Raw genomic sequence first — 23,467 nt, forward strand, 5'->3', positions numbered from 1 at the left:
GGATGGACTGTGCCGGCGCTAGCGGCGGCGACGCACCTTGGTTAGACTGCCGAGGTCTTGTCGGGGTGCCTTAATAGGCTGAGATCGGTTGTTACCGAAGCCCGTTGAACCTGATCGGGTTAACACCTGCGTAGGAAACAAGTGCATGCCTTAACGGTATTTTGCCTGTTTGCTGCTGGTGGCCCGACACTCGCCAGAATCTGCAGGAGAGTACCGCATGAATGCCCCGCAACAGCCGCCCAAGGCCATGGGTGATGTCAATCAGCAAGCCGTTCAGCCGCTGCCTAACTCGCGCAAAATTTATGTGCCGGGCTCACGCGATGATATCCGCGTACCGATGCGCGAGATCAGCCTAAGCGATACTCCGACCGATTTTGGCGGCGAGAAAAACGCGCCGGTTCTGGTGTACGACACCTCAGGCCCGTACACCGACCCCAATGTTAAGATCGACCTGCGCCAAGGCTTGCCAGATGTGCGCAGCCGCTGGATCGACGAGCGCGGCGATACCGAAATTCTGACCGGTTTGTCATCTGACTTTGGTCGCGCCCGCTTGGCGGATGCTGAGCTGGCCAAGCTGCGTTTTGCCCATGTGCGTACGCCGCGCAAAGCCAAGGCTGGGCAGAACGTGAGCCAGATGCACTACGCGCGTCGCGGCATCATCACGCCGGAGATGGAATACGTCGCCATTCGCGAGAACATGAAGCTAGAGCTGGCGCGTGAAGCCGGCTTGTTGGCGCAGCAGCATCCGGGGCACAGCTTCGGGGCCAATATCCCCAAGCAAATCACCGCCGAGTTCGTGCGTGAAGAAATCGCCCGTGGTCGCGCGATCATTCCAGCCAACATTAATCACACTGAGTTGGAGCCGATGATTATCGGCCGCAACTTCTTGGTGAAGATCAACGGCAATATCGGTAACTCGGCGCTGGGCTCGTCCATCGAAGAAGAAGTCGAGAAGCTCACCTGGGGTATCCGCTGGGGTTCCGATACCGTGATGGACTTGTCCACCGGCAAGCACATCCATGAAACCCGTGAGTGGATCATCCGTAACTCACCCGTGCCTATTGGCACCGTGCCGGTATACCAAGCGCTGGAAAAAGTCGGCGGTATCGCTGAAGACCTGACTTGGGACTTGTTCCGCGACACCTTGGTCGAGCAGGCCGAGCAGGGCGTGGACTACTTCACCATTCACGCGGGTGTGTTGCTGCGCCACGTACCGCTGACCGCTAAGCGCGTCACCGGCATTGTCAGTCGCGGCGGTTCGATCATGGCCAAGTGGTGCTTGGCGCATCATAAAGAGAACTTCCTCTACACCCATTTCGAAGAAATCTGCGAAATCATGAAGGCCTACGACGTGTCCTTCTCGCTGGGTGATGGCTTGCGTCCGGGTTCGATTGCCGATGCCAACGACGAAGCGCAGTTCGGCGAGCTGGAAGCGCTCGGCGAGCTGACCAAGATTGCGTGGAAGCACGACGTGCAAACCATGATCGAAGGCCCCGGTCACGTGCCCATGCACATGATCAAAGAGAACATGGATAAGCAGCTGGAATGCTGTGACGAAGCGCCGTTCTACACCTTAGGCCCGCTGACCACCGACATTGCGCCGGGTTATGACCACATCACCTCGGGGATTGGTGCGGCGATGATCGGCTGGTTCGGTTGCGCCATGCTGTGTTACGTCACGCCCAAAGAGCACCTCGGCCTGCCGAATAAAGATGACGTGAAAACCGGCATCATCACCTACAAGATCGCCGCGCACGCCGCCGACTTGGCCAAGGGGCATCCGGGGGCGCAGATTCGCGATAACGCGCTGTCGAAGGCGCGCTTCGAGTTCCGCTGGGAAGACCAGTTCAACCTAGGGTTAGACCCCGATACCGCGCGCAGCTATCACGATGAGACCCTGCCCAAAGACTCGGCCAAGGTGGCGCATTTCTGCTCCATGTGTGGGCCTAAGTTCTGCTCGATGAAAATCACCCAAGAAGTGCGTGAGTACGCTGCCGCGCAAGAAACCGGCGAGCGCATTGAGGCGGTGGATTTGAGCGTGGAAGAAGGTCTGCAAGCCAAAGCTGAAGAGTTCAAAGCGCAAGGCAGTCAGCTGTATCACAAGGTCTGATCCTGCGGTATTCGGCACAAGGCGCAGCCGTTAAACGCTGCGCCTTTGTTGTTTTTGCGACTTTCAACGGCGGCTGTCGCCAGCTAGGCTAACTAGACGTTAATGAGGAAACCCCCTGTGCAAGCGCTAACCCTAAACCGCAGTGACGTTGAAGTGCTGGAGCGGCAAACCTGCTTCCAGGGCTTCTATCGTCTGGATCGGGTGACGTTGCGCCATGCGCTGTTTGAAGGCGGCATGGGCGCGCCGATTAACCGCGAGCTGTTTGTGCGCCACGATGCCGTGTGCGTGCTGCCTTACGATCCGCTGAACGATAGCGTGGTACTGGTCGAGCAGTTTCGTATTGGCGCTTTGGATAAGAGCGCGCAGCCATGGTTGGTCGAGCTGGTGGCCGGTCTGATTGATAAAGACGAAGTGCCCGAAGAGGTCGCCCGCCGTGAGGCGGTGGAAGAGGCCGACTTAACGCTGGGCGACTTATGGCCGATCACGCGTTATTACCCATCGCCCGGTGGCTCGGATGAGCGCGTGCATCTTTATCTGGGACGTTGCGACAGCCGCGGCGCCGGTGGCGTGCACGGCTTGGCGGATGAAGGTGAAGACATTCGCGTGCAAGTCTGGCCCCTGGCGGACGCCTTGGCGGCGGTGCGCGACGGGCGCATCGATAACGCCGCCAGCATCATTGCCTTGCAATGGCTGGCGCTCAATCGCGATGAGGTGCGTGCCCGGTGGGCATGACCCTAGCCAAGCCACGCTATCGGGTTGATTTGCCCGGTTTGCAGGCGACGTGCGAGGCGAATTACTACCGCCTGCTGCGCTTGATGCCGCAGCTGCGTGAGCCCGACGCCTGCCGCGAGCTTGTGCTGGCGCGCGATGGCGTGGATTTTGGTCAGATGCGTATCGACGTGCTGGAGGAATGCCCCTACACCAGCGTGCTGCAAATTACCCTGCGTAGCCCGCTGAGCTGGCTGCCACAGCCGCGCTTGTTGGTGCGTGCTTATCACGATGCGCGCATGGCTGAGGTGGCCGGTGCTGAGCGCTTACGCAGCCTGCGCGGGGTTTACGGCTATCCTAATCAGGGTATGCATCAGCCCGATGAAAAGGCGCAGCTGAACGCTTATCTGGCTGAGTGGCTGGGGCAAATTCTAGAGTGTGGTCTGGCGCGTGATGCGCTGGACTTGGATGTATCGCCTTGAGTGTGACGTGGCTGGCAGTAATGCTGGCGCACTGCTGCCATGCTCAAGTGTCGAATGTTGACGTGCTAAACGCTGCGCCATGGTTGGTGCCGCTGAACGAAGGAGACGGCGTTGTACAGCCTGATCGACGCCCCGAATGACCGCCCGTTAACGGTGGTGCAGTTATCCGATAGCCACTTGTTTGCTCAGGCGGACGGCCGTCTATTGGGCATGGAAACCGCGCACAGCTTGGGCAAAGTGGTCGAGCGCGTGCAGGCCGAGCAAGCACAGATAGACTTGCTGCTGGCCACCGGTGATCTGGCGCAGGATGCCTCCTTGGCCGCCTATCAACAGTTTGATGACCTGACCCGCCCGTTAAACGCGCCGCAGCGTTGGCTGGCCGGCAATCACGACGAATGCGCACCGATGCAGCAGTTTTGTCAGGCTGATCAGCGTCTGGCGGAAGTGACCGATATCGGCGCTTGGCGGGTGATCATGCTCAACACCCATGTGTTGGGCAGTGTGGCGGGCTTTCTCGATGACGAACAACTGCGCACCTTAGACCAAGCCTTGGCCAGCGCCGGTACACGGCATTGCTTGGTGGTTTGCCATCATCATCCGGTGAGTGTTGGCTGCGCTTGGCTGGAGCCGATCGGTATTCGTAACGCCGCTGTTTTGCTGGCGCGCATCGATGCCGCACCCCAGGTTAAAGCCTTGCTGTGGGGGCATATTCATCAAGAGTACGACCAGCCGCGTGGGCATGTGCGCTTGCTGGCGACCCCGTCGACGTGCGTGCAGTTTTTACCGGGCAGCGAAGAGTTCAAAGTCGACAGCCAGGCGCCGGGCTATCGTTGGCTGCGCTTGCATCCCGATGGCGGCGTAGAAACAGGCGTATCGCGGGTGAGTGATATTGCCTTTGAAGTGGATTACAGCGTCAAGGGCTACTGAGTCGGCGTCACTGGGTTAAGCTGCTGCGACTCTTTTATCCAAGGTGCCCTGTGACTGCCTCATTACCTTTGCTGATTTACCTGCACGGCTTTAATAGCTCACCACAATCGTTGAAAGTTCGCCTGTTGGCCGATGCCTTGGCTGGCCTTGGCTTGGCTGAGCGCCTGTATGCGCCGCAGCTGCCGCATAGCCCAGCACAAGCTTTGGCGTTGCTTGAGCAGCGCGCCGCAAGCGAAGCACTGCCGCCAGTGTTGATCGGTAGCTCCTTGGGCGGCTTTTATGCCACCGCGCTGGCGCAGCGACATGGCTGGAAGGCGCTGTTGATTAATCCCGCCGTGCGGCCCTCACGCTGGGTGGCGGATTATCTCGGCGAGCAACGCAATTATCACAGCGGTGAAACCTGGCAGCTGACGCAAGACTTTGTCGATCAGATTCAGCAACTTGAGTGCCCAGCGCCGTGCGCGCCCGAACGCTATCAGGTATGGTTGCAAACTCAGGATGAAACCCTCGATTATCGCGATGCGGTGAGCTACTACCGTGGCTGCGCACTGCGCGTTGAGCCCGGTGGCGAGCACGGTTTTCAAGGTTTTGCGGCACATATTCCGGCCTTGCTGGCCTTTGCCGGCTGGCCAGCTGAGTACTGGCAGGACAGCGCCCAGCCGCAGCAATTACGCACGCGCTAACACACCCTTCGCGATCACAGATAAGTACAAGGCCTATGACCAGTTATAACGCCGATGCCATTGAAGTCCTCTCCGGTCTTGACCCGGTGCGTAAGCGCCCGGGCATGTACACCGACACCGCACGGCCTAACCATCTGGCGCAAGAAGTCATCGATAACAGCGTCGACGAAGCGCTGGCCGGCCACGCCAGCTGCGTGACTGTGGTGTTGCACGCCGATAATTCGCTAGAGGTCAGTGATGATGGTCGCGGCATGCCGGTGGATATTCACCCCGAAGAAGGCATCAGCGGCGTAGAGCTGATTCTGACCAAGCTGCACGCCGGCGGTAAGTTCTCGAATAAGAACTATCAATTTTCGGGCGGCCTGCATGGCGTCGGTATCTCGGTGGTCAACGCGCTCTCAACGCGGGTGGATGTGCGGGTCAAACGCGATGGTCAGGAGTACCAGATCGCTTTCGCAAGCGGCTTCAAAGCCAGTGAGCTGGAAGTGATCGGCAGCGTCGGCAAGCGTAACACCGGCACCACCGTGCATTTTTGGCCGGATGCGCAGTATTTTGATTCGCCCAAGTTTTCCGTTACCCGCTTAAAGCACCTTCTTAAAGCCAAGGCCGTGCTCTGCCCCGGTTTGAAGGTGGTGTTTGATGATCGCAACAGCGGCGAAGTGTTGGAGTGGCATTACCAAGATGGCCTGCGCGCTTATTTGCTGGACTCCATCGGCGATGTTGAGCGCCTGCCCGAAGTGCCGTTCCACGGTGCCATGGCCGGCAGCAAAGAAGCCTGCGATTGGGCTGTGTTGTGGTTGCCCGAAGGCGGCGAGAGTCTGCAAGAAAGCTACGTCAACTTGATCCCCACCGCGCAAGGCGGCACCCACGTTAACGGTCTGCGTCAGGGCTTGCTCGATGCCCTGCGCGAGTTTTGCGAGTTCCGTAATCTGCTACCGCGCGGGGTTAAGCTGGCGCCGGAGGACATCTGGGAGCGCATCAGCTATGTGCTGTCGATGAAAATGCAGGAGCCGCAGTTCTCCGGACAAACCAAAGAGCGACTGTCCTCGCGAGAGGCCGCCGCGTTCGTCTCCGGCATTATCAAAGATGCCTTTAGCCTGTGGCTGAACCAGCACGCCGAGATCGGCCAGCAGTTGGCTGAATTGGCCATCAGCAACGCCAATCGCCGCCTTAAAGCCGGCAAGAAAGTCGAACGTAAAAAGATCACCCAAGGCCCAGCTTTGCCCGGCAAGCTGGCCGACTGTGTGGGGCAGGACCCAGCGCGCAGCGAACTGTTCTTGGTCGAGGGTGACTCGGCCGGCGGCAGCGCCAAGCAAGCCCGCAACAAAGAGTTTCAGGCCATCATGCCGCTGCGCGGCAAGATTCTGAACACTTGGGAAGTCGATGGCGGCGAAGTGCTTGGCAGCCAAGAAGTGCACGACATCGCCGTGGCCATCGGGGTTGATCCGGGGGCGGCTAACTTGGCGCAATTGCGCTACGGCAAAATTTGCATTCTGGCCGACGCCGACTCCGACGGTTTGCACATCGCCACCTTGCTCTGCGCCTTGTTCGTGCAGCATTTCCGCCCCTTGGTGGAGGCGGGCAATGTGTTTGTCGCCATGCCGCCGTTGTACCGCATCGACTTGGGTAAAGAGGTCTATTACGCGCTGGATGACGCCGAGCGTGACGGCATTCTGGAACGCTTGATCGCCGAGAAGAAACGCGGCAAGCCGCAAGTCACCCGCTTTAAGGGCTTGGGTGAAATGAATCCGTTGCAATTGCGTGAAACCACCATGGATCCCAACACCCGTCGCTTGGTCCAGCTGACCTTGGAGGACGAGCAAGGCACGCTCGAAATGATGGACATGCTGCTGGCGAAAAAGCGCTCCAGCGACCGCAAGAGCTGGCTCGAAAGCAAAGGCAACTTGGCTGAGGTTTTGGGGTGATCGCACATCGTTTATGGGCCCTGCTGCTGAGCGTTTTGGCCGGGGCAGTGCACAGTGCAGAGCCCTTGCCGTTGACGCTTGAACGCGCCGTGGCCGTCGAGGGCTTGTTTGGCGGTAACTTGTCTGGGCTGACCGCCTGTCGCGGCGAGTTGTGGGCGATTTCAGATCGGGTCGATGACGCTGTGTTTCGCCTGCACGAAGACGGCGAGGTAATGCGCGCCGAAGCCTTGATGATCAGCCTGCCCGAAGCCCCGCCGAGCCCGTTGCCGTTCGGCATGCAAGCCCGCAACTGGGTGGCGGCCAAAGTGCGCGGTAATGAGCTGGACTTCGAAGGCATCGACTGCGACGCCGAGGGCAATCTGTATCTGGTCAGCGAATCGCGCGTGGCGGTGCTGAAAGTGGCCCCCAGCGGGATTGCGCAGTGGCTGCCGTTGCCCGATCAGCTGTGGTATCAAGCGCGCGCGCGAGGCTTATTTCAACGCTTTAACGCTTACACCGAAGGCTTGGCGGTGAGCCCTGATGGTCAGCAGATTTGGCTGGCCGCGGAGCGCGAGCCGCGCGGCTTATTGACCGTGAAGAACACCGCCAAAGGCTGGCAGTGCGTTGCCGGTTGCGTCTTGTCGGTGGACGCCGGCACGCGCTTGGCGTGGGATGGCAGCAACACTGCCATCGCCTTGGATTACACCGCACTGAGCTATTACCAAGGCGCTCTGTTTACCTTAGAGCGCGCGGCGCATCAGTTGTGTCGGCGTGATGTGCAAAGCACCGAGGCCAAGCGCTGCTGGTCATTTGCGGCAACGCTGCAAGATGATCTCTATCGCTACGACACCCCGTATGGCGTTGCCGAGGCTTTGGCCATCGATGCACAGGGCGCCTGGCTTGGCGTAGACAACGGCAACAAGCCGCGCTTGAGTGATGGCGACCCACGCCCGTGGCTGTTCCGCTTTACCTTGCCGCAAGGCGGGTGGCTGGCGCGATGAGTGAGCAGCCGCCGGCGTCGAGCACCCGCAGCTCTGGCCGCGTGATGATGATCATCGCGTGGATTATCGGCATTTGGTTGGCCGCGCGTTTTTTTGCCCAGTTAGAAGAGCGCCAAGTCAATCCCAACAGCGTGCCAGTGAGCGAGCAGCTGAGTGATGGCTCGGTAGAGGTCATCTTAAAGCGCAATCGTCACGGCCATTACGTTGCCTCCGGCACCATCAATGGTCAGCCGGTGGTGTATTTGTTGGATACCGGCGCCACCGATGTGGCGATTCCGCAGGCGTTGGCGCAGCGTTTAGCGCTGGAGCGTGGCGCGCCGGTGCAACTGGCGACCGCCAATGGCGTGAGCAGTGGCTACCGCACCCAGTTACAACGGCTCACCTTGGGTGATCTGCGCCTGACCAATGTGCGCGCCACCGTTGCGCCCAACCTGACCGGCGGCGAAGTGCTGCTGGGCATGAGCGCACTGAAACAATTGGAATTCACCCAGCGCGGCGACGAGCTTCGCCTGCGCTTGGCAACATCGACACGGGAAGCACAATAAGCATGAGTGACACCCAAGACCTCAGCCTCGAAGGCGTTGAGCGCCGCTCGCTGGCAGACTTTACCGAGCAGGCGTACCTCAACTACTCGATGTACGTGATCATGGATCGCGCCTTGCCGCATATCGGCGATGGCCTCAAGCCGGTGCAGCGCCGCATCGTCTACGCCATGAGCGAACTGGGTTTAAGCGCGGACTCCAAGCACAAAAAATCGGCGCGTACCGTCGGTGATGTGCTGGGTAAGTATCACCCGCACGGCGACTCGGCCTGTTATGAAGCCATGGTGCTGATGGCGCAGCCGTTCTCTTACCGTTACCCGCTGGTCGATGGCCAAGGTAACTGGGGCGCGCCGGATGATCCAAAGTCGTTCGCCGCCATGCGTTATACCGAGGCGCGCCTGTCGCGTTACTCCGAAGTGCTGCTCACCGAGTTGGGGCAAGGTACGGTGGATTGGCAGCCCAACTTCGACGGCACCATGGACGAGCCCAAAGTGCTGCCGGCGCGCCTGCCCAATTTGCTGCTCAATGGCACCACTGGGATTGCCGTGGGTATGGCCACCGATGTGCCGCCGCATAACTTGCGTGAAGTTGCCGCGGCGTGCATCCGCCTACTGGAACAGCCCGAGGCCAGTCTTGAGCAATTGTGCGAGCACGTGCCGGGGCCGGATTTCCCGACCGAAGCGGAAATTATCACCCCGCGCGAAGACCTGCTGAAGATTTATCAAAGCGGTCGTGGCTCGGTGCGCATGCGGGCCGTGTACCACATTGAAGACGGTGACGTGGTGGTGACCGCGCTGCCGCATCAAGTCTCCGGCGCCAAGGTGCTGGAGCAAATTGCTGGGCAAATGCAGGCCAAGAAGCTGCCGATGGTGAGCGACCTGCGCGATGAGTCGGACCACGAAAACCCCACGCGTATCGTGATCGTGCCGCGCTCCAATCGCATCGATAGCGCTGAGCTGATGCGTCACCTGTTCGCCACCACAGATCTGGAGTCGAGCTACCGCGTCAACATCAACGTGATTGGCTTAGACGGTCGTCCGCAAGTTAAAGGCCTGCGCGAGCTGCTGTCGGAGTGGCTGGTGTTCCGCATCGGCACCGTGCGCCGCCGCTTGGAATTCCGTCTCGATAAGGTCGAGCGTCGTTTGCACCTGTTGGAAGGTTTGCTGACAGCGTTTTTGAATCTGGACGAAGTCATCCACATCATTCGCACCGAAGATCAGCCCAAACCTGTCCTGATGGAGCGTTTTGGTCTGACCGAAGTGCAGGCCGATTACATCCTCGATACGCGCCTGCGCCAGTTAGCGCGCCTTGAGGAAATGAAGATTCGTGGCGAGCAAGACGCGCTGGCCAAAGAGCGCGCCGAACTGCTGGCGTTGCTGGGCAATGAAGGCAAACTGCGTAATCTGGTGCGTGAAGAGCTGATTGCCGATGCCGAAACCTACGGCGATGACCGCCGCTCGCCCTTAGTGGTGCGCAGTGAGGCCAAAGCGATGTCGGAAGCGGACTTGATGCCGACCGAGCCGGTGACCGTGGTGTTGTCGGAGAAGGGCTGGGTGCGCTGCGCCAAGGGGCACGATGTGGATGCGGCGGGTCTGTCTTACAAAGCCGGCGACAGCTTCTTGGCCAGCGCCATCGGCCGCTCGAATCAACAGGCGGTGTTCTTGGACAGCGCCGGCCGCAGTTACTCGTTGGCCGCGCACAGCTTGCCGTCTGCGCGCGGGCAGGGCGAGCCGCTGACCGGACGCCTGCAACCAAGCACCGGCGCGGTGTTTGAGCAAGTGTTGCTGCCGGAAGAAGACGCACTGCTGATTGTTGCCAGCGATGCGGGCTATGGTTTTGTGGTCAAGGGCGCCGACTTGTTGGCGAAGAATAAAGGCGGCAAAGCGCTGCTTAACTTGCCCGAAAACGCTCGCGTGTTGCCGCCCAAGCCGGTCAAAGCGTTGGACGATGACGTGCTCGCGGCCGTGACCAGCGAAGGGCGTTTGCTGCTGTTTAAAGTGGCGGATTTGCCGCAACTGTCCAAGGGCAAGGGCAATAAGATCATCGGTATTCCCACCGAGCGCGCGAGTAAGCGCGAAGAGTTACTGGTGGATCTGGCTGTGGTTCCCAGTGGCGCGAGTCTGGTGTTGCAGGCGGGTAAGCGCAACCTCACCTTAAAGCCGGATGACCTTGTGCATTATCACGGTGAGCGTGGTCGCCGCGGCAATAAGCTGCCGCGCGGCTTCCAGAAGGTGGATCGGCTTGAAGTGAATGCGCCGGTGGCTTAATCCGCAGCGCTTAAAGCAACAACGCCGAGCATTGCTCGGCGTTGTTGCTTGCGGGTACAAGATTTATTGCTTCTGCTCAGGTGCGGCTGCTGGTGTTTTGGATGCCGAGTGGCCAAAGGTGGCTTGCCATTCTTCATTGAGTTTTTGAATTGGGAATCGGTACTGCAAGTCAGTGAAGCGTGCTGTGGCTTCGCCCAATTGCTCGTCAATGTAGGTGTTTGCAATAAGGTCGGGATGCTCCTTGCGCAAGCTTTCGATCATCATTGCGCGCGAGAAATACCTAGCTTGTATCAACTTAAATGCTGTATCTGCCTGACTCTCTTCCAGAGCGTTAAGTATCCCAAGGTCGTGGCGCAGTTCGCGAATATTGGTCTCTACTTGGGTTTCCAGAAAGAACGGTGTGAGGCTGTCCATCGCCAGATGACCACCCAAAACATAGCCACCAAAACCAGTGGCAAGCAGGCTGATAGCTAAAGCACCGCAGCGGAGTAGACGGTTCATGTGGCGGAGTAATCCTTACGCGGCCCGATAGGGGTTAATGCACGAACATTCGATTGAGACGTCCAGCCATTTTGCGCACTAACCAACGCGGGCTAAAGCGCGGGCTGGCGGCTATCAGGCAGTTGAGCAAGCCCGGGGTGATAATGGCGCGGTTTTTGGCCAAGCCTTTAACCGCGATTTGGGCCACATGATCGGTGCGCATCATCAGCGGGCTGCCTTCAATGGGGCTGACATCCATGCCGGCACGGTCAAAAAACTCGGTGCGCGTCGGGCCGGGGCACAGCACGCTAACGTCAATCCCTAACGGTTTCAGTTCTTCGCGCAGGCCCTCGGACAGGCTCAGCACATAGGCTTTGCTGGCGTAGTAACTGCTCATCCATGGCCCAGGCTGAAAAGCGGCGATCGAGGCGACGTTCAGAATCTTGCCGCCTTGTTGCCGTGCCATTAACCCGCCAATGCCGTGGCAGAGCTGAGTAAGGGCGAGGATGTTGACCTCAAGCTCTTGTTTCTCGTCGGCCCATTCTTGCGCGAGAAAAGGCCCAGCCGTGCCAAGGCCCGCATTGTTGATCAGCAGGTTGATCGGCAGATTGCTTTCTTCTAGCTCTTGAATCAGGCCGGTGACTTGCAGTGGCTTGCTCAGGTCGCAGGCGCGGATCAGTACTTCAACGCCAAAGCGGCGCTGCATCTCCAGTGCCTGCGCGTGCAAGTGCTCTTTATTGCGCGCTACCAACAGCAGGCTTTGCCCTTGACGGGCTAAGGCTTCTGCCAGCGCCAGGCCAATGCCTGCGCTGGCGCCGGTAATGAGCGCATAAGCGCTCATTTATTGCTGTTGCTCTTCGAGCTGGCGCTGAAATTCGAGGAAGGCTTCTTCGTCATACCCTCCGTCGTCGCCCATCTGGGCCTGCTCTGCGCGGCTCACGTAGTCCTGATAAGCCGGGATACTGACGGCAGCCAAGATCGGGATAATCAGGAGCATGCCGATCCACAGTGCTGCCAGTACTTTTACCGCGCCAGAGTTTGGCGGTGGCGGCGGGCCAAAGCGGTTGGCGCCCTGCGTGCCGGGCATCACCAGCACCACAATGGGGAACACCCAGTTAACCACCGGCACAAGGTTGAGCAAGTACAGCCAGCCGCTCCAGCCGATGTCATGCAAGCGTTGCACACCGATGGTGACGCCATACACCAGAATGCCGATAAACGCGGCGATCATGATTAACCAACCCAGCGGCGCAATGGTGTCGCTGGCGATCAAACCACCACCGATAGCCGCCAGAGGAATGGCGGCAAACATCATGACCAAGCTCCACGCCAAATAGCGCAGGCGGCCAATCCGGCCGGATAGGCTGAGTGGTTTTAATTCGCCCACTTCGCCCATGTCTTCATACACCGCGGCTTGTGGTGTGGCGTACGGTGAGGCGGGGCTGGAGCTGCTGTCGACGGTTTGCACGCTGGCCGCGAACTCGGCTTGGCGAGCTAAAAACTTGTCGATAATGATGCCGCAGCCGGCACACTCGGCGCTTTTAGGCTGCTCGAAATCGCACTTGGGACACGTCATGCGGTCGCTGGCTTGCGCCTGCATGGCGGGGGAATCTTGTGTGGCGGCCGGCGTTTCTTCAGGGTGATCGTCGGTGGCGACCAAGCTGAGGCTGGCGCTGAGATCACTTTCTTTGCTGACGTGCGCGCCGGCACGTTGTAGCGCCGCGATGTATTTGTCCGCTTGCGCGTCATCCAGATCACGCTTGATGGCGACGGGGTTGCCGCTAAATAGCTGACGGATTTTGTCGATATCTGACTTGAATAGCTGGGCTAAATTGTTTTCGACCGTGGCTAGCTCGAAGTTCGGCATGAGTTGGCCAGAAAACACGATCTTGTAGCGAACGTCGCTCATCCTGAATCCCTTGTGCGAGTTGTAGTTATATCCCGCGGCACAGGGTACCCCGCACCTGCGCGGCTGTCAGCCCCTTGATGAGTGATTGCCAAGGCTGTCTAGATTGACGTAAAGCGTCGTCAATCTAGACAGCAAGTTGGGTGCCAGTGCTGGGGGTGAGCGATTAAACGGCTAAGCCTAAACGTTGCCGTGTGGTGTGGTATTCGCCGGCCATGCGCTCGACCAATGCGGCCACGCTCAGGCTGTCATGAATGCCGCCAACGCCCTGACCGGCCGACCAGACGGTTTTCCACGCTTTGGCTTCTTCGTCCATAGGCTTGAGCTTTTCGCCGTAATTAACATCGCCCTTATCGTTGAGCTTGGCCAGATCGTAGCCTGCTAGCTCGAGGCTTTGCCGCATAAAGCTGGCGGGCACGCCGGAGACCGCTGGTGTATGCACGATGTCGGCGGCTTGGGCGTCGAGCAACATGTGCTTGTAAGCATCGGGTGCGGCGCTTTCGGCGGTGGCGATAAAGCGAGTGCCGATATAGGCCAAGTCGGCACCGAGCGCTTGCGCGGCAAGAATGTCTTGGCCTTGGTTCATGCAGCCAGCCAGCAGCAGGGTTTTATCGAAGAACTGACGAATCTCGCTCACCAAGGCAAACGGGCTGGTGGTGCCCGCATGGCCGCCAGCGCCGGCGCACACGGCAATCAAACCATCGACCCCTGCCTCGGCGGCTTTTTGTGCGTGGCGTTTGGTGGTCACATCGTGGAACACCAAACCACCGTAGCTGTGTACGGCATCCACCACTTCTTTGGCGGCGCCAAGGCTGGTGATGATCAGCGGCACTTTATGCTTGATGCACAGCTCAAGATCCGCCTGTAGGCGGGGATTGGTCTTGTGCACGATCAGGTTAACCGCGTAAGGCGTGGTGCACTGACTGGCCAGCAGGCCGGCTTGAATTTCTTCTAACCAAGCCTCAAAGCCTGCGCTGTCGCGCTGGTTGAGTGCAGGAAAGCTGCCGACGATACCGGCTTGGCAGCACGCCAGTACCAGTGCGGGGTTGGACACCAAAAACATCGGCGCGGCGACCACAGGCAGGCGCAGGGATTGAAAGTTTTCCGGTAAGGCCATTGCAACTCTCCTTGAGTGAGCGGCACAAGAAAGACGCCGCAAAATGGTTGAGCAGTCTAGTCAGTGCCTGTTAGAGCACGACCCAGACTTAAAACGGGCGTACCACCACCAAAATAACGATGGCGAGTAAAAACAGCACCGGCACCTCATTAAACCAACGGTAAAACACGTGGCTGCGGGTGTTTTCATCGCGGGCAAAGCGCTTCATCTGCGCGCCGCACATATGGTGATAGCCAATCAGCAGGACGACCAAGGTGAGCTTGGCGTGCATCCAGCCTTGGCTAAAGTAATACGGGTAGTTGAGGTACAGCAGCGCGGCGCCAAGTACGACGGTGACGACCATCGAGGGCAGCATGATGCCGCGATAGAGCTTGCGCTCCATGATTTTGAAGCGTTCGCGGCTGGCTTGGTCTTCGCTCATGGCGTGGTAGACGAATAGTCGCGGCAGATAAAACAAACCAGCGAACCAGCAAATCAAAGCGATCAGGTGAAAGGCTTTCAGCCAGAGATACAGCATGCAGGTGACTCCACGGGGTTATCGGTTGAGTTGGTAATAGTGATCCAGCGCTTCACGCGTGACTAAGCCGGCTGGGCGGGGAGCGCTGCGTCGCCGGCGCACCATCAAGCACAGCACCTCGCTATTTTGGCTTTGCAGCTCGGCCAAGGCCTCGTGCACGGTGGCTTGCATCGGGAGCACACACAGGTCGCGGCGCTCGCCGGGCATGGTCAGCAAGTCGATATCGGTGCTGTTGTCGCTGGCCAATTGGCTGGCTAAGTCGGCAGCGCGCAGCAGGGTGATGGGTTTGTCGTCGCGCTCAATGATGATCCAGCGCGGTGTGCGCTGCGCAAATAAGCGCTTGGCGTGCTCGACCGTGACAACGCGCGGCAGGCAGATGAAGTCGCGCTCCATTAATGTACTGACCCCCACCGCTTGCATGGCTTGCACTTGCGGGCTGAAGCGAATGCCGATGCCTTGCTGGCGTAGCGACTGTAAAAATACCGAGCCTTGGCCAAGCACTTGTGCGGCGGTGAGGTTGGCAATGGCAACCACCAGCATGCCGGGAAACACAATGTGCGGGTTGTGGGTGAGCTCCAGCAAAGCGATCAGCGCGGCCAGTGGCGCTTGCAAGATCGCACCCATCGCCGCCGCCATCCCGAGCATGGCGTACAGGCCGCTGGGCGAGCGCAGGCCAAAAAGATCTTGCCCGATTAAGCCCAAGGCGCCGCCCATGCATGCGCCACAGACCAAGATGGGCGAGATCAGGCCCGCGGGTAGGCCAAAGCCAATGCTGGTGGCGGTAAGTAGAGTTTTTATCAGCGCTAAGCTGAGCAGAACACCCAGGGATAATTGGCCAATCAGGGCCGCGTTGAGGCTGTCGTAGCCCATGCCCATGGCTTCTGGCAGATACCAGCCAATCGCGCCAGTGAGCACGCCAATGCCCAGCAAGCGAATAAACAGCGGGCCGCGCTGCCAGCGCTGGCAGGCCAGCAGCCACCAGCTAAACAGCGCGCCTAACGCACCCAATACGATGCCGCAGACGATCAGCCAAGGCACTTCCCACAAGCTGCCTAACGCCAGTGGCGGCACATTGATCACGCTGGTGGAGCCATACACCAGCTGCGACAACAGCGCGCCGGTGACCGCAGCAAGGGTTAGTGGCAGCAGGCTGGCGAGGCTGAAGTCGAGCAAAATAATCTCGATCGCAAAAATCACCCCAGCCAGCGGGGTATTAAACGACGCTGCAATCGCTGCCGCCGCGCCACAGCCGACCAAGGTGCGCATGCTGTTATTGGGCAGGCGCATCCACTGGCCGATTAAGCTACTGGCGGCGGCACCCAGATGCACGGCCGGGCCTTCGCGACCGACGGAAAAGCCGCTGCCTAAGGTCATGACGCCGATATTGAACTGGTTGATCAGGCTTTTAACGCTGAAGTAGCCCTGATGGTGGGCAAAGCGTTCGAGGACATGCGGAATGCCCAAGCGCCGCTCGCTGGCGCTTTGTCGCCACAGGTACAAACCGATGACGGTAGCGCCGATAATCGGCAGCAGTAAGCGGCCGAGAGGCTCTAAATTTTCGAAGGCTTCGGCGTGGCTGCCGTTAATGGCGGCCAATACCCCTTCAACCGAGGCACGAAATAACAACACCACAATGCCGGTGACCAAACCGGCCAATAAACCGAGTAAAGCCAGCTGTGGCGCCGCCTCAACACTGGCTAAGCGTTCACGGAATTGGTCCAAAACGGGGCGGATATGCAGCTTCACACCTAGTCAGCCTTTTGCTGTGCGCGGGGCAGCGCTTTATTATGCATGCCTCTTATTTAGCGCATCCGGGAGACAGTCATGATCAAGGTAGGTATCGTCGGTGGAACAGGATACACCGGAGTAGAGCTGTTACGTCTGCTAGTACAGCACCCGGAAGTGCAGTTAGAGGTTATCACTTCTCGCTCCGAAGCTGGCCTGCCCGTATCCGACATGTATCCCAACTTACGTGGCCATGTGGATGTGGCTTTTAGTCAGCCGGATGTCACCACGCTTAAAGGCTGTGACTTGGTGTTTTTTGCCACGCCTAACGGCATTGCCATGCAGCAAGTGCCGGAGTTGTTAGACGCGGGCGTTAAAGTGGTCGACTTGGCCGCTGACTTCCGCCTGAGTGATCCAGCGGTATGGGAAAAGTGGTACGGCATGCCGCACGCCTGCGAAAACATTTTGGCCGAGGCGGTGTATGGCCTGCCGGAAGTCAATCGCGCCAAGATCCGCCAAGCGCGCTTAGTGGCCAATCCCGGCTGCTACCCCACCGCCGTGCAATTGGGCTTTTTGCCGCTGGTGGAGCAAGGCTTGATTCGTGGTGACTTGATTGCTGACTGCAAATCAGGCGTCAGCGGCGCCGGCCGACAGACACATCTGCCGAGCTTGCTGTGCGAAGCCTCAGAAAACTTTAAAGCCTATGGCGTGGCTGGCCACCGTCATTTGCCGGAAGTGCGCCAAGGCTTGGCGCGCGCTGCCGGTCACGACATCGGTCTAACCTTTGTGCCGCATTTAACGCCGATGATTCGCGGTATTCACGCGACCTTGTACGCGCAAGTGCCTGATCATGCCCTGGATCTGCAAGCGCTTTACGAGCAGCGCTACGCCAATGAAGCGTTTGTGGATGTCATGCCTGCAGGCAGCCATCCGGAAACCCGCAGCGTTAAAGGCAGCAACAACTGCCGCATCGCCATTCATCGCCCGCAAGGTGGCGATACCGTGGTGATCCTCTCGGTGATCGATAACTTGGTCAAAGGTGCGGCAGGGCAAGCGGTACACAACATGAACCTGATGTTTGGACTGGATGAGCAAGCCGGTCTTGGTCATGTGGCGTTGCTGCCCTAATGGCGAGTCGAGGCAAATCCAACAAGCCCGACTGGCAAGTGCGTGTGGTTCAGCCGGGCCAAGGCAGTTGGAAAAATGCCTGCCTCACCTTGCTGGTGGTACTTCTGCCGCTGATCGGGTGGGCGGGGTATCAATGGCGCGACCACGAAGTCGGGGCCGCGCTGGATGGGCACGATGCCTTAGTCGAGCAGCTAGCGGTGCTGGAAGATGACAACAGCAGTCTGCAGCAGCGCCAAGCGGTGCTCGAAAGCGGTGGTCGCTTAGCCCAGCAAGCCAGCGAGCAAAGCCGGCAAACGATCAAAATGCTCGAGCAGCAAGTATTCCAGTTACAGCAAGACTTGGCTTTTTATAAAGAAGCCGTCGCCCCTGGTAGTCGCCGTGAAGGTCTTACCATCTATGCCTTTGAGCTGCAGCCCACGGAAGATGCGCAGCTCTTTCGCTATAAATTCATGCTTAGCCGCATGGGCGAAGGCGAGAAAGCGCTGAAAGGCCGTTTGAAGATTGAGGTTTTGGGCAAGAGTAAGAAAAAAGCGCGCAGCTTACCTCTGGCCGAACTGTCCGAAGGGGTCAGCGACGACGGCATTCGCTTTAGCTTTAAGCATTATCAGTTGTACCCGGCGGCAGGGCGGTTTGCCGAGCTACGCTTGCCTGAGGATTTTAGCCCGCAACGTATTCGCATCATGGCTGAGGTCGAAGGGCAAAAGCAGCCCGTCGAGCGCACCTTTGACTGGATTAATCAGGAGTAACATTGTGTTCAACAAGAAAAACCCGCGCGCCGATATGAGCCAGTTTTCAGGGCAAACCAGTGTGATTGCGCACAACACCTGTGTGAAAGGTGATATCGAGCTCAATGGTGCGCTGCAGGTGGATGGCTTAGTGCAGGGCACCATCAACGCCGACCAAGGCTTGATCCGCGTGAGCGACAAAGGCCGCGTCGAAGGTCGTCTACAAGCTCCGCACGTGATCATCAATGGCGAAGTGCAAGGTGACGTGTTCGCCTTAGAGCATGTTGAGCTGGGTGCCACGGCGCGAATTCGCGGCAATGTGCACTACCGCCTGATGGAAATGGCCATGGGCGCGCAAATAGAAGGCCAAGTAAAATACCTTGGCGACGGAAAAGTCAGCGCCAATGTGCTTGATGAAACGCAAGAAGCGCTGGCTAATAGTTGACCATTTTCCTCGGGTAACGGGATAATAAAGCGCGTTGTAATAGGGCCAGTGCCCGTGGAGAGCAAGAGATGTCTGTTGAAACCTTTGAGCCACTTGCCATTTTTTTCACCGATGGTGCGGCCAATAAGGTGAAAACCCTGATCGATGAAGAGGGTAATCCGCGCTTAAAGCTGCGTGTTTTCGTCACCGGTGGCGGCTGCTCAGGCTTCCAGTACGGCTTCACCTTTGATGAAGATGTCGCCGATGACGACACCATAGTGCAGCGTGATGGTGCCAGTTTGGTGGTCGACCCCATGAGCTTTCAGTACTTGTCTGGCTCAGAAGTGGACTATCAAGAAGGTCTAGAAGGCTCGCGCTTTGTGATCAAAAACCCGAATGCTGCCACCACGTGCGGCTGCGGTCAGTCGTTCTCGATTTAATTTCTGCTAGTCAACGCAAAAGCGCCCAGGTGGCGCTTTTGTCGTTTAGGCGGGATAGATTGCGCCCAGAATGCGTAACCCACGCGCGCCGGTCACGGCAGGGCGATTGGCCGGCGTACCATGCAGGCAGCACTGGGCGAACCAGGCGAAGGCCATGGCTTCAAGCCAGTCAGGATCGACGCCCAAGGCTTGAGTGCTAGTAACGTCAATCTGCGGCAAGGCGCCTTGCAACAACGTCCGTAAGTAATGATTGTGCGCGCCGCCACCGCAAATAAGCAGTTGTTCGCAGTGGGGCTGATTATCCAGCAGTGCTCGGCTAATGCTGTGGGCGGTGAGCGCGCACAAGGTGGCTTGAATATCGGCGGCGGCTAATGGCTGGCCGAATTGCTTAAGTTGGGCTTGTAGCCAAGCTGGGTGAAAGTATTCGCGCCCTGTGCTTTTGGGCCCCTGCTGGGCAAAAAAGGGATCTTGCAGAAACTGCTTGAGCAGCGCGCCGTTGACCGTGCCGTTGGCAGCCCAGTCGCCGTTAGCGTCATAACTTTGGCCGCGGTGCAGGCGAATCCATGCATCCATCAGGGCGTTGCCGGGGCCGCAGTCAAAGCCTAAGACATCACTGCCCGGCGTCAGTAGGCTTAGATTGCTAAAGCCGCCAATATTGACCAGCGCGCGCGGGGTCACGCTGTCAGTGAACAGTTGCTGGTGAAAGGCTGGGACTAACGGTGCCCCCTGACCGCCGGCGGCGATGTCGCGACTACGAAAGTCTGCCACGACGCTGATGCCGCAACGTTCGGCCAGTAAGGCCGGGGAGCCAATTTGCAGGCTAAAGCCACGTTTGGGTTCATGGCGTATGGTTTGGCCATGGCTGCCAATCGCACGAATATCGCTGGGTTTAAGTTGCTGCTGCGTGAGTAACTGTTTCACGCCGGCTGCCACACACTCAGCCCAAGCATTGCTGGCCAAGGCGGCGCGCGCGAGTTCATCGTCGCCGCTTTGGCACAGATTCAATAGCTCGGTGCGTAAGTCTTCAGGCAGGGCAGAAAAATAATGGGCCAGCAACTTAGGCTGGCCCGAAAGGTCGGTGAGGGCGATGTCGATGCCGTCCAAACTGGTGCCGGACATCACCCCAAGATAAAGCTCCATGTCACTCCGTGCGCTTGGCCAGCAGGTTCTTCTTGCCGTTGTCGAGTTGCGCTAATAGCGGCTTGGTTTGCTGGAAGAAGCGTTGCTTCTCGCTAGCGTGAATGGGGTCAGCCATCGGCATCTTGATGCCGAGCGGGTCACGATGCACGCCATTCACTAAAAACTCATAGTGCAAGTGCGGTCCGGTAGACAGCCCTGTGGTGCCGATATAGCCGATGACTTGGCCTTGTTTAACGGCCACGCCATTGCGTACGCCGCGAGCGAAACCGTTCATGTGTGCATACAGCGTGCGATAGGTTTGCCCGTGCTGAATAATCACGGTGTTGCCATAGCCGCCTTTACGCCCTGCCAAGACAACTTTGCCCGCGCCGGCTGCTTTGATGGGCGTGCCGCGTGGCGCTGCGTAGTCCACCCCTTTGTGAGCGCGGATTTTATTCAAAATAGGATGCTTGCGGCCCATCGAGAAACGCGAGCTAATCCGCGCAAAGTCAACTGGGGTGCGGATGAATGCCTTGCGCATGCTCAAGCCGCTAGGCAAGTAATAGCTGGTGATACCTTGTTTGTTGGTGTAGCGAACGGCTTGATATTCCTTGCCGCGGTTGGTGAAGCGCGCGGCTAAGATTTCACCGCTGCCGACCACCGAGCCCTCAACGATTTTTTCTTCGTAGACCAGCTCAAAGCTGTCGCCTTTGCGGATTTCACGGGCAAAGTCGATGTCGTAACCAAAAATGTTGGCCAGTTCCATCACAAGGCTGTGGCTCATGCCGGCATGCTTGCCCGCTAAAAATAGCGACGACTGAATCGTGCCTTGAGTAAAGCGGGTGTGCACTTCAGGCTTAATTTCATCGCGTTGAAACTTGAACCCATTGTCGTCGCGCAACAAGGTGATGCTGGCGAGCTTAGAAAGCTGCGAGCGTAAACCGTGTAGCTCGGCATCAACCACTTTGAACTCAACCACTTGGCCGACTTTAAGGCGCGTGAATTGCTTGGCTTCTTTGCTGCTGTTGAGTGCCGCGTGCAGTTGCGTGGCGCTCAGGCCTGCGCGGTTAAACAGTGTCGACAGCGTTTCACCCGAGGCGACGGTCAACGCTTGCCACTCAGACTGTGCAGGTTCTTCTGCTGGCTCAAGGGTTTCTTCGGCTAACGCGGTAGTGGGCTGCTCGCCCGAGGTGTCGGCTGCTTCTGTATCCGCTTCAGGCTCGTCTTCGTCACTGAAAAAGCTAAAGAAGCCGCCTTCATCCTCCGTAGACTCATCAGTGGTGTCGGTCAGTGAGGCTTGGATTTCCTCAGCGATGACGGCGTCTTTTTCAACGGCAGACTCGGCAGGGCGGCTTTTTTCGCTAGGCGCTGCAAGCACAGCAACTTCACTGGCAGAAACATCGCTTGATGAGTTGGCTGACTCGGTGTGAGGTGTCGTGATTTTAGGCGGCTGTAGCTCGGCAGTCTCAAGCGGTAGCTCAAGCTCAAGGGCGCTGCTGCGTTTGGCTTCAACTTCGCGGGAGGGGAACACTAGCAGCGTCAAGCTCATCAGCGCGGCAACGCCACTGGCGGCGAGCAGATGAGTGCGCGGGTAGTATGGATTCTTCTTGTCTTGGCGTGATGTCATCGGTCTGTAAATGGCCGGTGTTATGCAATATCTGTATAAAATATAACCAGACGCTTGTTTGATCAACGTGAAACTGCTCTGGCGTGCGCGTTTTCTGCCCAGTGGGCCAATTTGTTTTTAGTCCGCTGCATTGTAAGCTGAGTTCTCTTTGTAGCTGTGGATTCTTTTAAGAGGGTAATAATGAAGTCGCTGGATGAGCAGTTGGCGCTGATTCGACGCGGATCGGAAGAGATCTTGGTCGAAGATGAATTAATCGAAAAGCTAAAGCAGGGGCGCCCGCTGCGGATTAAGGCGGGCTTTGATCCGACCGCTCCCGATCTGCACCTGGGGCACACGGTGCTTATTAATAAGCTGCGCCAGTTTCAAGAGCTGGGCCATCAGGTCGTGTTTTTGATTGGCGATTTTACCGGCATGATCGGTGATCCCACTGGGAAGAACGTCACCCGTCAGCCGCTCACGCGTGAGCAAGTGCTGGCCAACGCTGAGACGTATAAAGAGCAGGTGTTCAAGATTCTTGATCCTGCTAAAACTGAAGTGGCCTTTAACTCAACGTGGATGGACGCTATGTCCTCGGCTGAGCTGATTCAGTTGGCTGCCAAGCACACCGTGGCGCGCATGCTCGAGCGCGATGATTTCTCCAAACGTTATGCGGCCAATCAGTCCATTGCAATCCATGAGTTTTTGTATCCGCTGGTGCAAGGCTATGACTCGGTAGCGCTTAAGGCGGATGTTGAGTTAGGCGGGACTGATCAGAAGTTCAACTTGCTGATGGGGCGCGAGTTGCAGCGTGCTTACGGACAAGAGCCGCAGATTATTCTGACCATGCCGTTGCTGGAGGGGTTGGACGGCGTTAAGAAGATGTCCAAGTCACTCGGCAACTATGTGGGCATCCAAGAAGCGCCAGGGGTGATGTATAGCAAGCTGGTATCCATGCCGGACGAGTTGATGTGGCGCTACTTTGAATTGCTGAGCTTCCGTAGCATGGAAGAAATTCAGCAGTTCAAACGTGATATCGAAGCAGGAGCTAACCCGCGTGATATCAAAATTAAGCTGGCTGAGGAGCTAGTGGCGCGCTTCCATGGCGAGGAGGCGGCGCAAAATGCACATAAATCAGCGGGTAACCGGCTGAAAGATGGTGAGTTGCCTGAAGACTTGCCAGAGGTGACTGTAGAGGCTGATGGGGATATGCCCATTGCTGCGGTCATTAATAAGGCTGGCTTAGTTAAGAACGCTGCCGCGGCACGCGATATGCTAAGTGCGGGCTCGGTCAAGGTTGATGGTGAGGTCGCGGAGCGCGACTTCATCTTTAAGCATGGCGCAACGCATGTCTGTCAGGCGGGTAAAAAAGCCTTCGCCCGCATCACGCTAAAATAAGCGTGAAAAACAGTTGACGGCAAAACTGCTGGGCCTATAATGCGCCCCTCTTCGCAGCGAGCGGCAAGTGATTGAATCTCTTGCGGTTTTAGCGAAGTGGGGTGGCGATAGGACGCTGTCCAGAGGGTTTTCGGAAAGGCTTCGGTCTTCTGAAAATAAACTCGAAATGAGGTGTTGACAGTGAGCTTGCTCAGTGTAGAATTCGCCTCCCGCTGATGAGGCTCATGCAGATTGCTGAGTTTCCCAAGTGGCTGAATCGAA

At 58.1% G+C, this 23,467-nt stretch carries 23 protein-coding genes and 1 riboswitch; of the genes, 14 read left to right on the plus strand and 9 right to left on the minus strand.

All coding sequences use genetic code 11. The features are described from left to right. Positions 1 to 51: 51 nt before the first annotated feature. Positions 52 to 154, plus strand: a riboswitch (TPP riboswitch). A gap of 63 nt (positions 155 to 217) precedes the next feature. The 9 genes from thiC (at position 218) to parC (ending at position 10,624) form a co-directional block, all read left to right on the plus strand. Next, on the plus strand, positions 218 to 2,110 hold the full coding sequence (gene thiC, locus MKI83_RS04490) for a phosphomethylpyrimidine synthase ThiC (RefSeq protein ID WP_272493006.1): 1,893 nt from the start codon (positions 218 to 220) through the stop codon (positions 2,108 to 2,110). A gap of 117 nt (positions 2,111 to 2,227) precedes the next feature. Beyond that, entirely contained in the window at positions 2,228 to 2,842 is a 615-nt protein-coding gene (locus MKI83_RS04495) for an NUDIX domain-containing protein (protein ID WP_241583638.1), read from the plus strand. Then, on the plus strand, positions 2,833 to 3,300 hold the full coding sequence (locus MKI83_RS04500) for a DUF1249 domain-containing protein (protein WP_241583639.1): 468 nt from the start codon (positions 2,833 to 2,835) through the stop codon (positions 3,298 to 3,300). Before MKI83_RS04495 ends, MKI83_RS04500 begins: the two co-directional genes overlap by 10 nt. Positions 3,301 to 3,411: 111 nt before the next feature. Continuing rightward, complete coding sequence (gene cpdA / locus MKI83_RS04505) at positions 3,412 to 4,227, plus strand: 3',5'-cyclic-AMP phosphodiesterase (RefSeq protein WP_241583640.1); 816 nt, start codon at positions 3,412 to 3,414, stop codon at positions 4,225 to 4,227. A 50-nt stretch (positions 4,228 to 4,277) separates the two neighbouring features. Continuing rightward, positions 4,278 to 4,910, plus strand: a complete 633-nt coding sequence (locus MKI83_RS04510) for a YqiA/YcfP family alpha/beta fold hydrolase (protein WP_241583641.1) — start codon at positions 4,278 to 4,280, stop codon at positions 4,908 to 4,910. 35 nt (positions 4,911 to 4,945) lie between these two features. Continuing rightward, a complete protein-coding gene (gene parE / locus MKI83_RS04515; RefSeq protein WP_241583642.1) occupies positions 4,946 to 6,835 on the plus strand; it encodes a DNA topoisomerase IV subunit B in 1,890 nt (629 codons plus the stop codon). Then, positions 6,832 to 7,815, plus strand: a complete 984-nt coding sequence (locus tag MKI83_RS04520; protein ID WP_241583643.1) for an esterase-like activity of phytase family protein — start codon at positions 6,832 to 6,834, stop codon at positions 7,813 to 7,815. Before parE ends, MKI83_RS04520 begins: the two co-directional genes overlap by 4 nt. Beyond that, complete coding sequence (locus tag MKI83_RS04525; protein WP_241583644.1) at positions 7,812 to 8,360, plus strand: retropepsin-like aspartic protease family protein; 549 nt, start codon at positions 7,812 to 7,814, stop codon at positions 8,358 to 8,360. The genes MKI83_RS04520 and MKI83_RS04525 overlap by 4 nt, the downstream gene beginning before the upstream one ends. Positions 8,361 to 8,362: 2 nt before the next feature. Next, positions 8,363 to 10,624: a DNA topoisomerase IV subunit A gene (gene parC / locus MKI83_RS04530; RefSeq protein ID WP_241583645.1), complete on the plus strand. Its 2,262-nt coding sequence runs from the start codon at positions 8,363 to 8,365 to the stop codon at positions 10,622 to 10,624. A gap of 63 nt (positions 10,625 to 10,687) precedes the next feature. Here the strand turns inward: parC and MKI83_RS04535 are convergent, their stop codons facing one another. The 6 genes from MKI83_RS04535 to MKI83_RS04560 form a co-directional block, all read right to left on the minus strand. Continuing rightward, positions 10,688 to 11,125, minus strand: coding sequence for a hypothetical protein (locus MKI83_RS04535; RefSeq protein ID WP_241583646.1), 438 nt, complete (start codon positions 11,123 to 11,125; stop codon positions 10,688 to 10,690). A gap of 34 nt (positions 11,126 to 11,159) precedes the next feature. Then, positions 11,160 to 11,945, minus strand: coding sequence for an SDR family NAD(P)-dependent oxidoreductase (locus tag MKI83_RS04540; RefSeq protein ID WP_241583647.1), 786 nt, complete (start codon positions 11,943 to 11,945; stop codon positions 11,160 to 11,162). Further along, positions 11,946 to 13,013: a DUF805 domain-containing protein gene (locus tag MKI83_RS04545; protein WP_241583648.1), complete on the minus strand. Its 1,068-nt coding sequence runs from the start codon at positions 13,011 to 13,013 to the stop codon at positions 11,946 to 11,948. A 163-nt stretch (positions 13,014 to 13,176) separates the two neighbouring features. Then, positions 13,177 to 14,127 carry an NAD(P)H-dependent flavin oxidoreductase gene (locus tag MKI83_RS04550; RefSeq protein WP_241583649.1) on the minus strand — a complete coding sequence of 317 codons (951 nt, stop codon included), beginning with the start codon at positions 14,125 to 14,127 and terminating at the stop codon, positions 13,177 to 13,179. An 88-nt stretch (positions 14,128 to 14,215) separates the two neighbouring features. Beyond that, positions 14,216 to 14,644 (minus strand): protoporphyrinogen oxidase HemJ, encoded by a 429-nt coding sequence (hemJ, locus tag MKI83_RS04555; RefSeq protein ID WP_272493007.1) that lies wholly within the window; start codon positions 14,642 to 14,644, stop codon positions 14,216 to 14,218. Positions 14,645 to 14,662: 18 nt separating this feature from the next. Then, positions 14,663 to 16,390: a chloride channel protein gene (locus tag MKI83_RS04560; protein ID WP_241583650.1), complete on the minus strand. Its 1,728-nt coding sequence runs from the start codon at positions 16,388 to 16,390 to the stop codon at positions 14,663 to 14,665. Between the two features lie 78 nt (positions 16,391 to 16,468). Here MKI83_RS04560 and argC point away from each other — a divergent pair, with 78 nt between their 5' ends. The 4 genes from argC (at position 16,469) to erpA (ending at position 19,086) form a co-directional block, all read left to right on the plus strand. Next, positions 16,469 to 17,497, plus strand: coding sequence for an N-acetyl-gamma-glutamyl-phosphate reductase (gene argC, locus MKI83_RS04565; RefSeq protein ID WP_241583651.1), 1,029 nt, complete (start codon positions 16,469 to 16,471; stop codon positions 17,495 to 17,497). Next, positions 17,497 to 18,243, plus strand: a complete 747-nt coding sequence (locus MKI83_RS04570; protein WP_241583652.1) for a DUF6776 family protein — start codon at positions 17,497 to 17,499, stop codon at positions 18,241 to 18,243. Before argC ends, MKI83_RS04570 begins: the two co-directional genes overlap by 1 nt. Positions 18,244 to 18,247: 4 nt before the next feature. Continuing rightward, on the plus strand, positions 18,248 to 18,667 hold the full coding sequence (locus MKI83_RS04575) for a bactofilin family protein (RefSeq protein WP_241583653.1): 420 nt from the start codon (positions 18,248 to 18,250) through the stop codon (positions 18,665 to 18,667). Between the two features lie 68 nt (positions 18,668 to 18,735). Continuing rightward, positions 18,736 to 19,086 carry an iron-sulfur cluster insertion protein ErpA gene (gene erpA, locus MKI83_RS04580; protein WP_241583654.1) on the plus strand — a complete coding sequence of 117 codons (351 nt, stop codon included), beginning with the start codon at positions 18,736 to 18,738 and terminating at the stop codon, positions 19,084 to 19,086. 45 nt (positions 19,087 to 19,131) lie between these two features. Here the strand turns inward: erpA and MKI83_RS04585 are convergent, their stop codons facing one another. Continuing rightward, on the minus strand, positions 19,132 to 20,226 hold the full coding sequence (locus MKI83_RS04585) for an anhydro-N-acetylmuramic acid kinase (RefSeq protein ID WP_241583655.1): 1,095 nt from the start codon (positions 20,224 to 20,226) through the stop codon (positions 19,132 to 19,134). A gap of 1 nt (position 20,227) precedes the next feature. After that, positions 20,228 to 21,832, minus strand: a complete 1,605-nt coding sequence (locus MKI83_RS04590) for a peptidoglycan DD-metalloendopeptidase family protein (protein WP_241583657.1) — start codon at positions 21,830 to 21,832, stop codon at positions 20,228 to 20,230. Between the two features lie 180 nt (positions 21,833 to 22,012). Here MKI83_RS04590 and tyrS point away from each other — a divergent pair, with 180 nt between their 5' ends. Continuing rightward, entirely contained in the window at positions 22,013 to 23,206 is a 1,194-nt protein-coding gene (gene tyrS / locus MKI83_RS04595; protein ID WP_241583658.1) for a tyrosine--tRNA ligase, read from the plus strand. On the opposite strand, the gene MKI83_RS04600 is transcribed toward tyrS, so the two are convergent. Continuing rightward, the coding region (locus MKI83_RS04600) for a hypothetical protein (RefSeq protein WP_241583659.1) at positions 23,164 to 23,467 on the minus strand (304 nt) is incomplete at its 5' end. The two genes, tyrS and MKI83_RS04600, sit on opposite strands and share 43 nt — an antisense overlap.

The organism is Atopomonas sediminilitoris, from assembly GCF_022601735.1.
GTDB classification, from domain to species: Bacteria; Pseudomonadota; Gammaproteobacteria; order Pseudomonadales; family Pseudomonadaceae; genus Atopomonas; species Atopomonas sediminilitoris.

Excerpts from the sequence above, each read along its gene's own strand:
- MKI83_RS04525 (WP_241583644.1), top strand. The coding sequence starts at position 7,812 with ATGAGTGAGCAGCCGCCGGCGTCGAGCACCCGCAGCTCTGGCCGCGTG.
- MKI83_RS04540 (WP_241583647.1), bottom strand. The coding sequence starts at position 11,945 with ATGAGCGCTTATGCGCTCATTACCGGCGCCAGCGCAGGCATTGGCCTG.
- erpA (WP_241583654.1), top strand. The coding sequence starts at position 18,736 with ATGTCTGTTGAAACCTTTGAGCCACTTGCCATTTTTTTCACCGATGGT.
- MKI83_RS04590 (WP_241583657.1), bottom strand. The coding sequence starts at position 21,832 with ATGACATCACGCCAAGACAAGAAGAATCCATACTACCCGCGCACTCAT.
- thiC (WP_272493006.1), top strand. The coding sequence starts at position 218 with ATGAATGCCCCGCAACAGCCGCCCAAGGCCATGGGTGATGTCAATCAG.
- MKI83_RS04585 (WP_241583655.1), bottom strand. The coding sequence starts at position 20,226 with ATGGAGCTTTATCTTGGGGTGATGTCCGGCACCAGTTTGGACGGCATC.
- parE (WP_241583642.1), top strand. The coding sequence starts at position 4,946 with ATGACCAGTTATAACGCCGATGCCATTGAAGTCCTCTCCGGTCTTGAC.
- parC (WP_241583645.1), top strand. The coding sequence starts at position 8,363 with ATGAGTGACACCCAAGACCTCAGCCTCGAAGGCGTTGAGCGCCGCTCG.
- hemJ (WP_272493007.1), bottom strand. The coding sequence starts at position 14,644 with ATGCTGTATCTCTGGCTGAAAGCCTTTCACCTGATCGCTTTGATTTGC.
- MKI83_RS04535 (WP_241583646.1), bottom strand. The coding sequence starts at position 11,125 with ATGAACCGTCTACTCCGCTGCGGTGCTTTAGCTATCAGCCTGCTTGCC.
- MKI83_RS04550 (WP_241583649.1), bottom strand. The coding sequence starts at position 14,127 with ATGGCCTTACCGGAAAACTTTCAATCCCTGCGCCTGCCTGTGGTCGCC.
- tyrS (WP_241583658.1), top strand. The coding sequence starts at position 22,013 with ATGAAGTCGCTGGATGAGCAGTTGGCGCTGATTCGACGCGGATCGGAA.
- MKI83_RS04570 (WP_241583652.1), top strand. The coding sequence starts at position 17,497 with ATGGCGAGTCGAGGCAAATCCAACAAGCCCGACTGGCAAGTGCGTGTG.
- MKI83_RS04545 (WP_241583648.1), bottom strand. The coding sequence starts at position 13,013 with ATGAGCGACGTTCGCTACAAGATCGTGTTTTCTGGCCAACTCATGCCG.
- argC (WP_241583651.1), top strand. The coding sequence starts at position 16,469 with ATGATCAAGGTAGGTATCGTCGGTGGAACAGGATACACCGGAGTAGAG.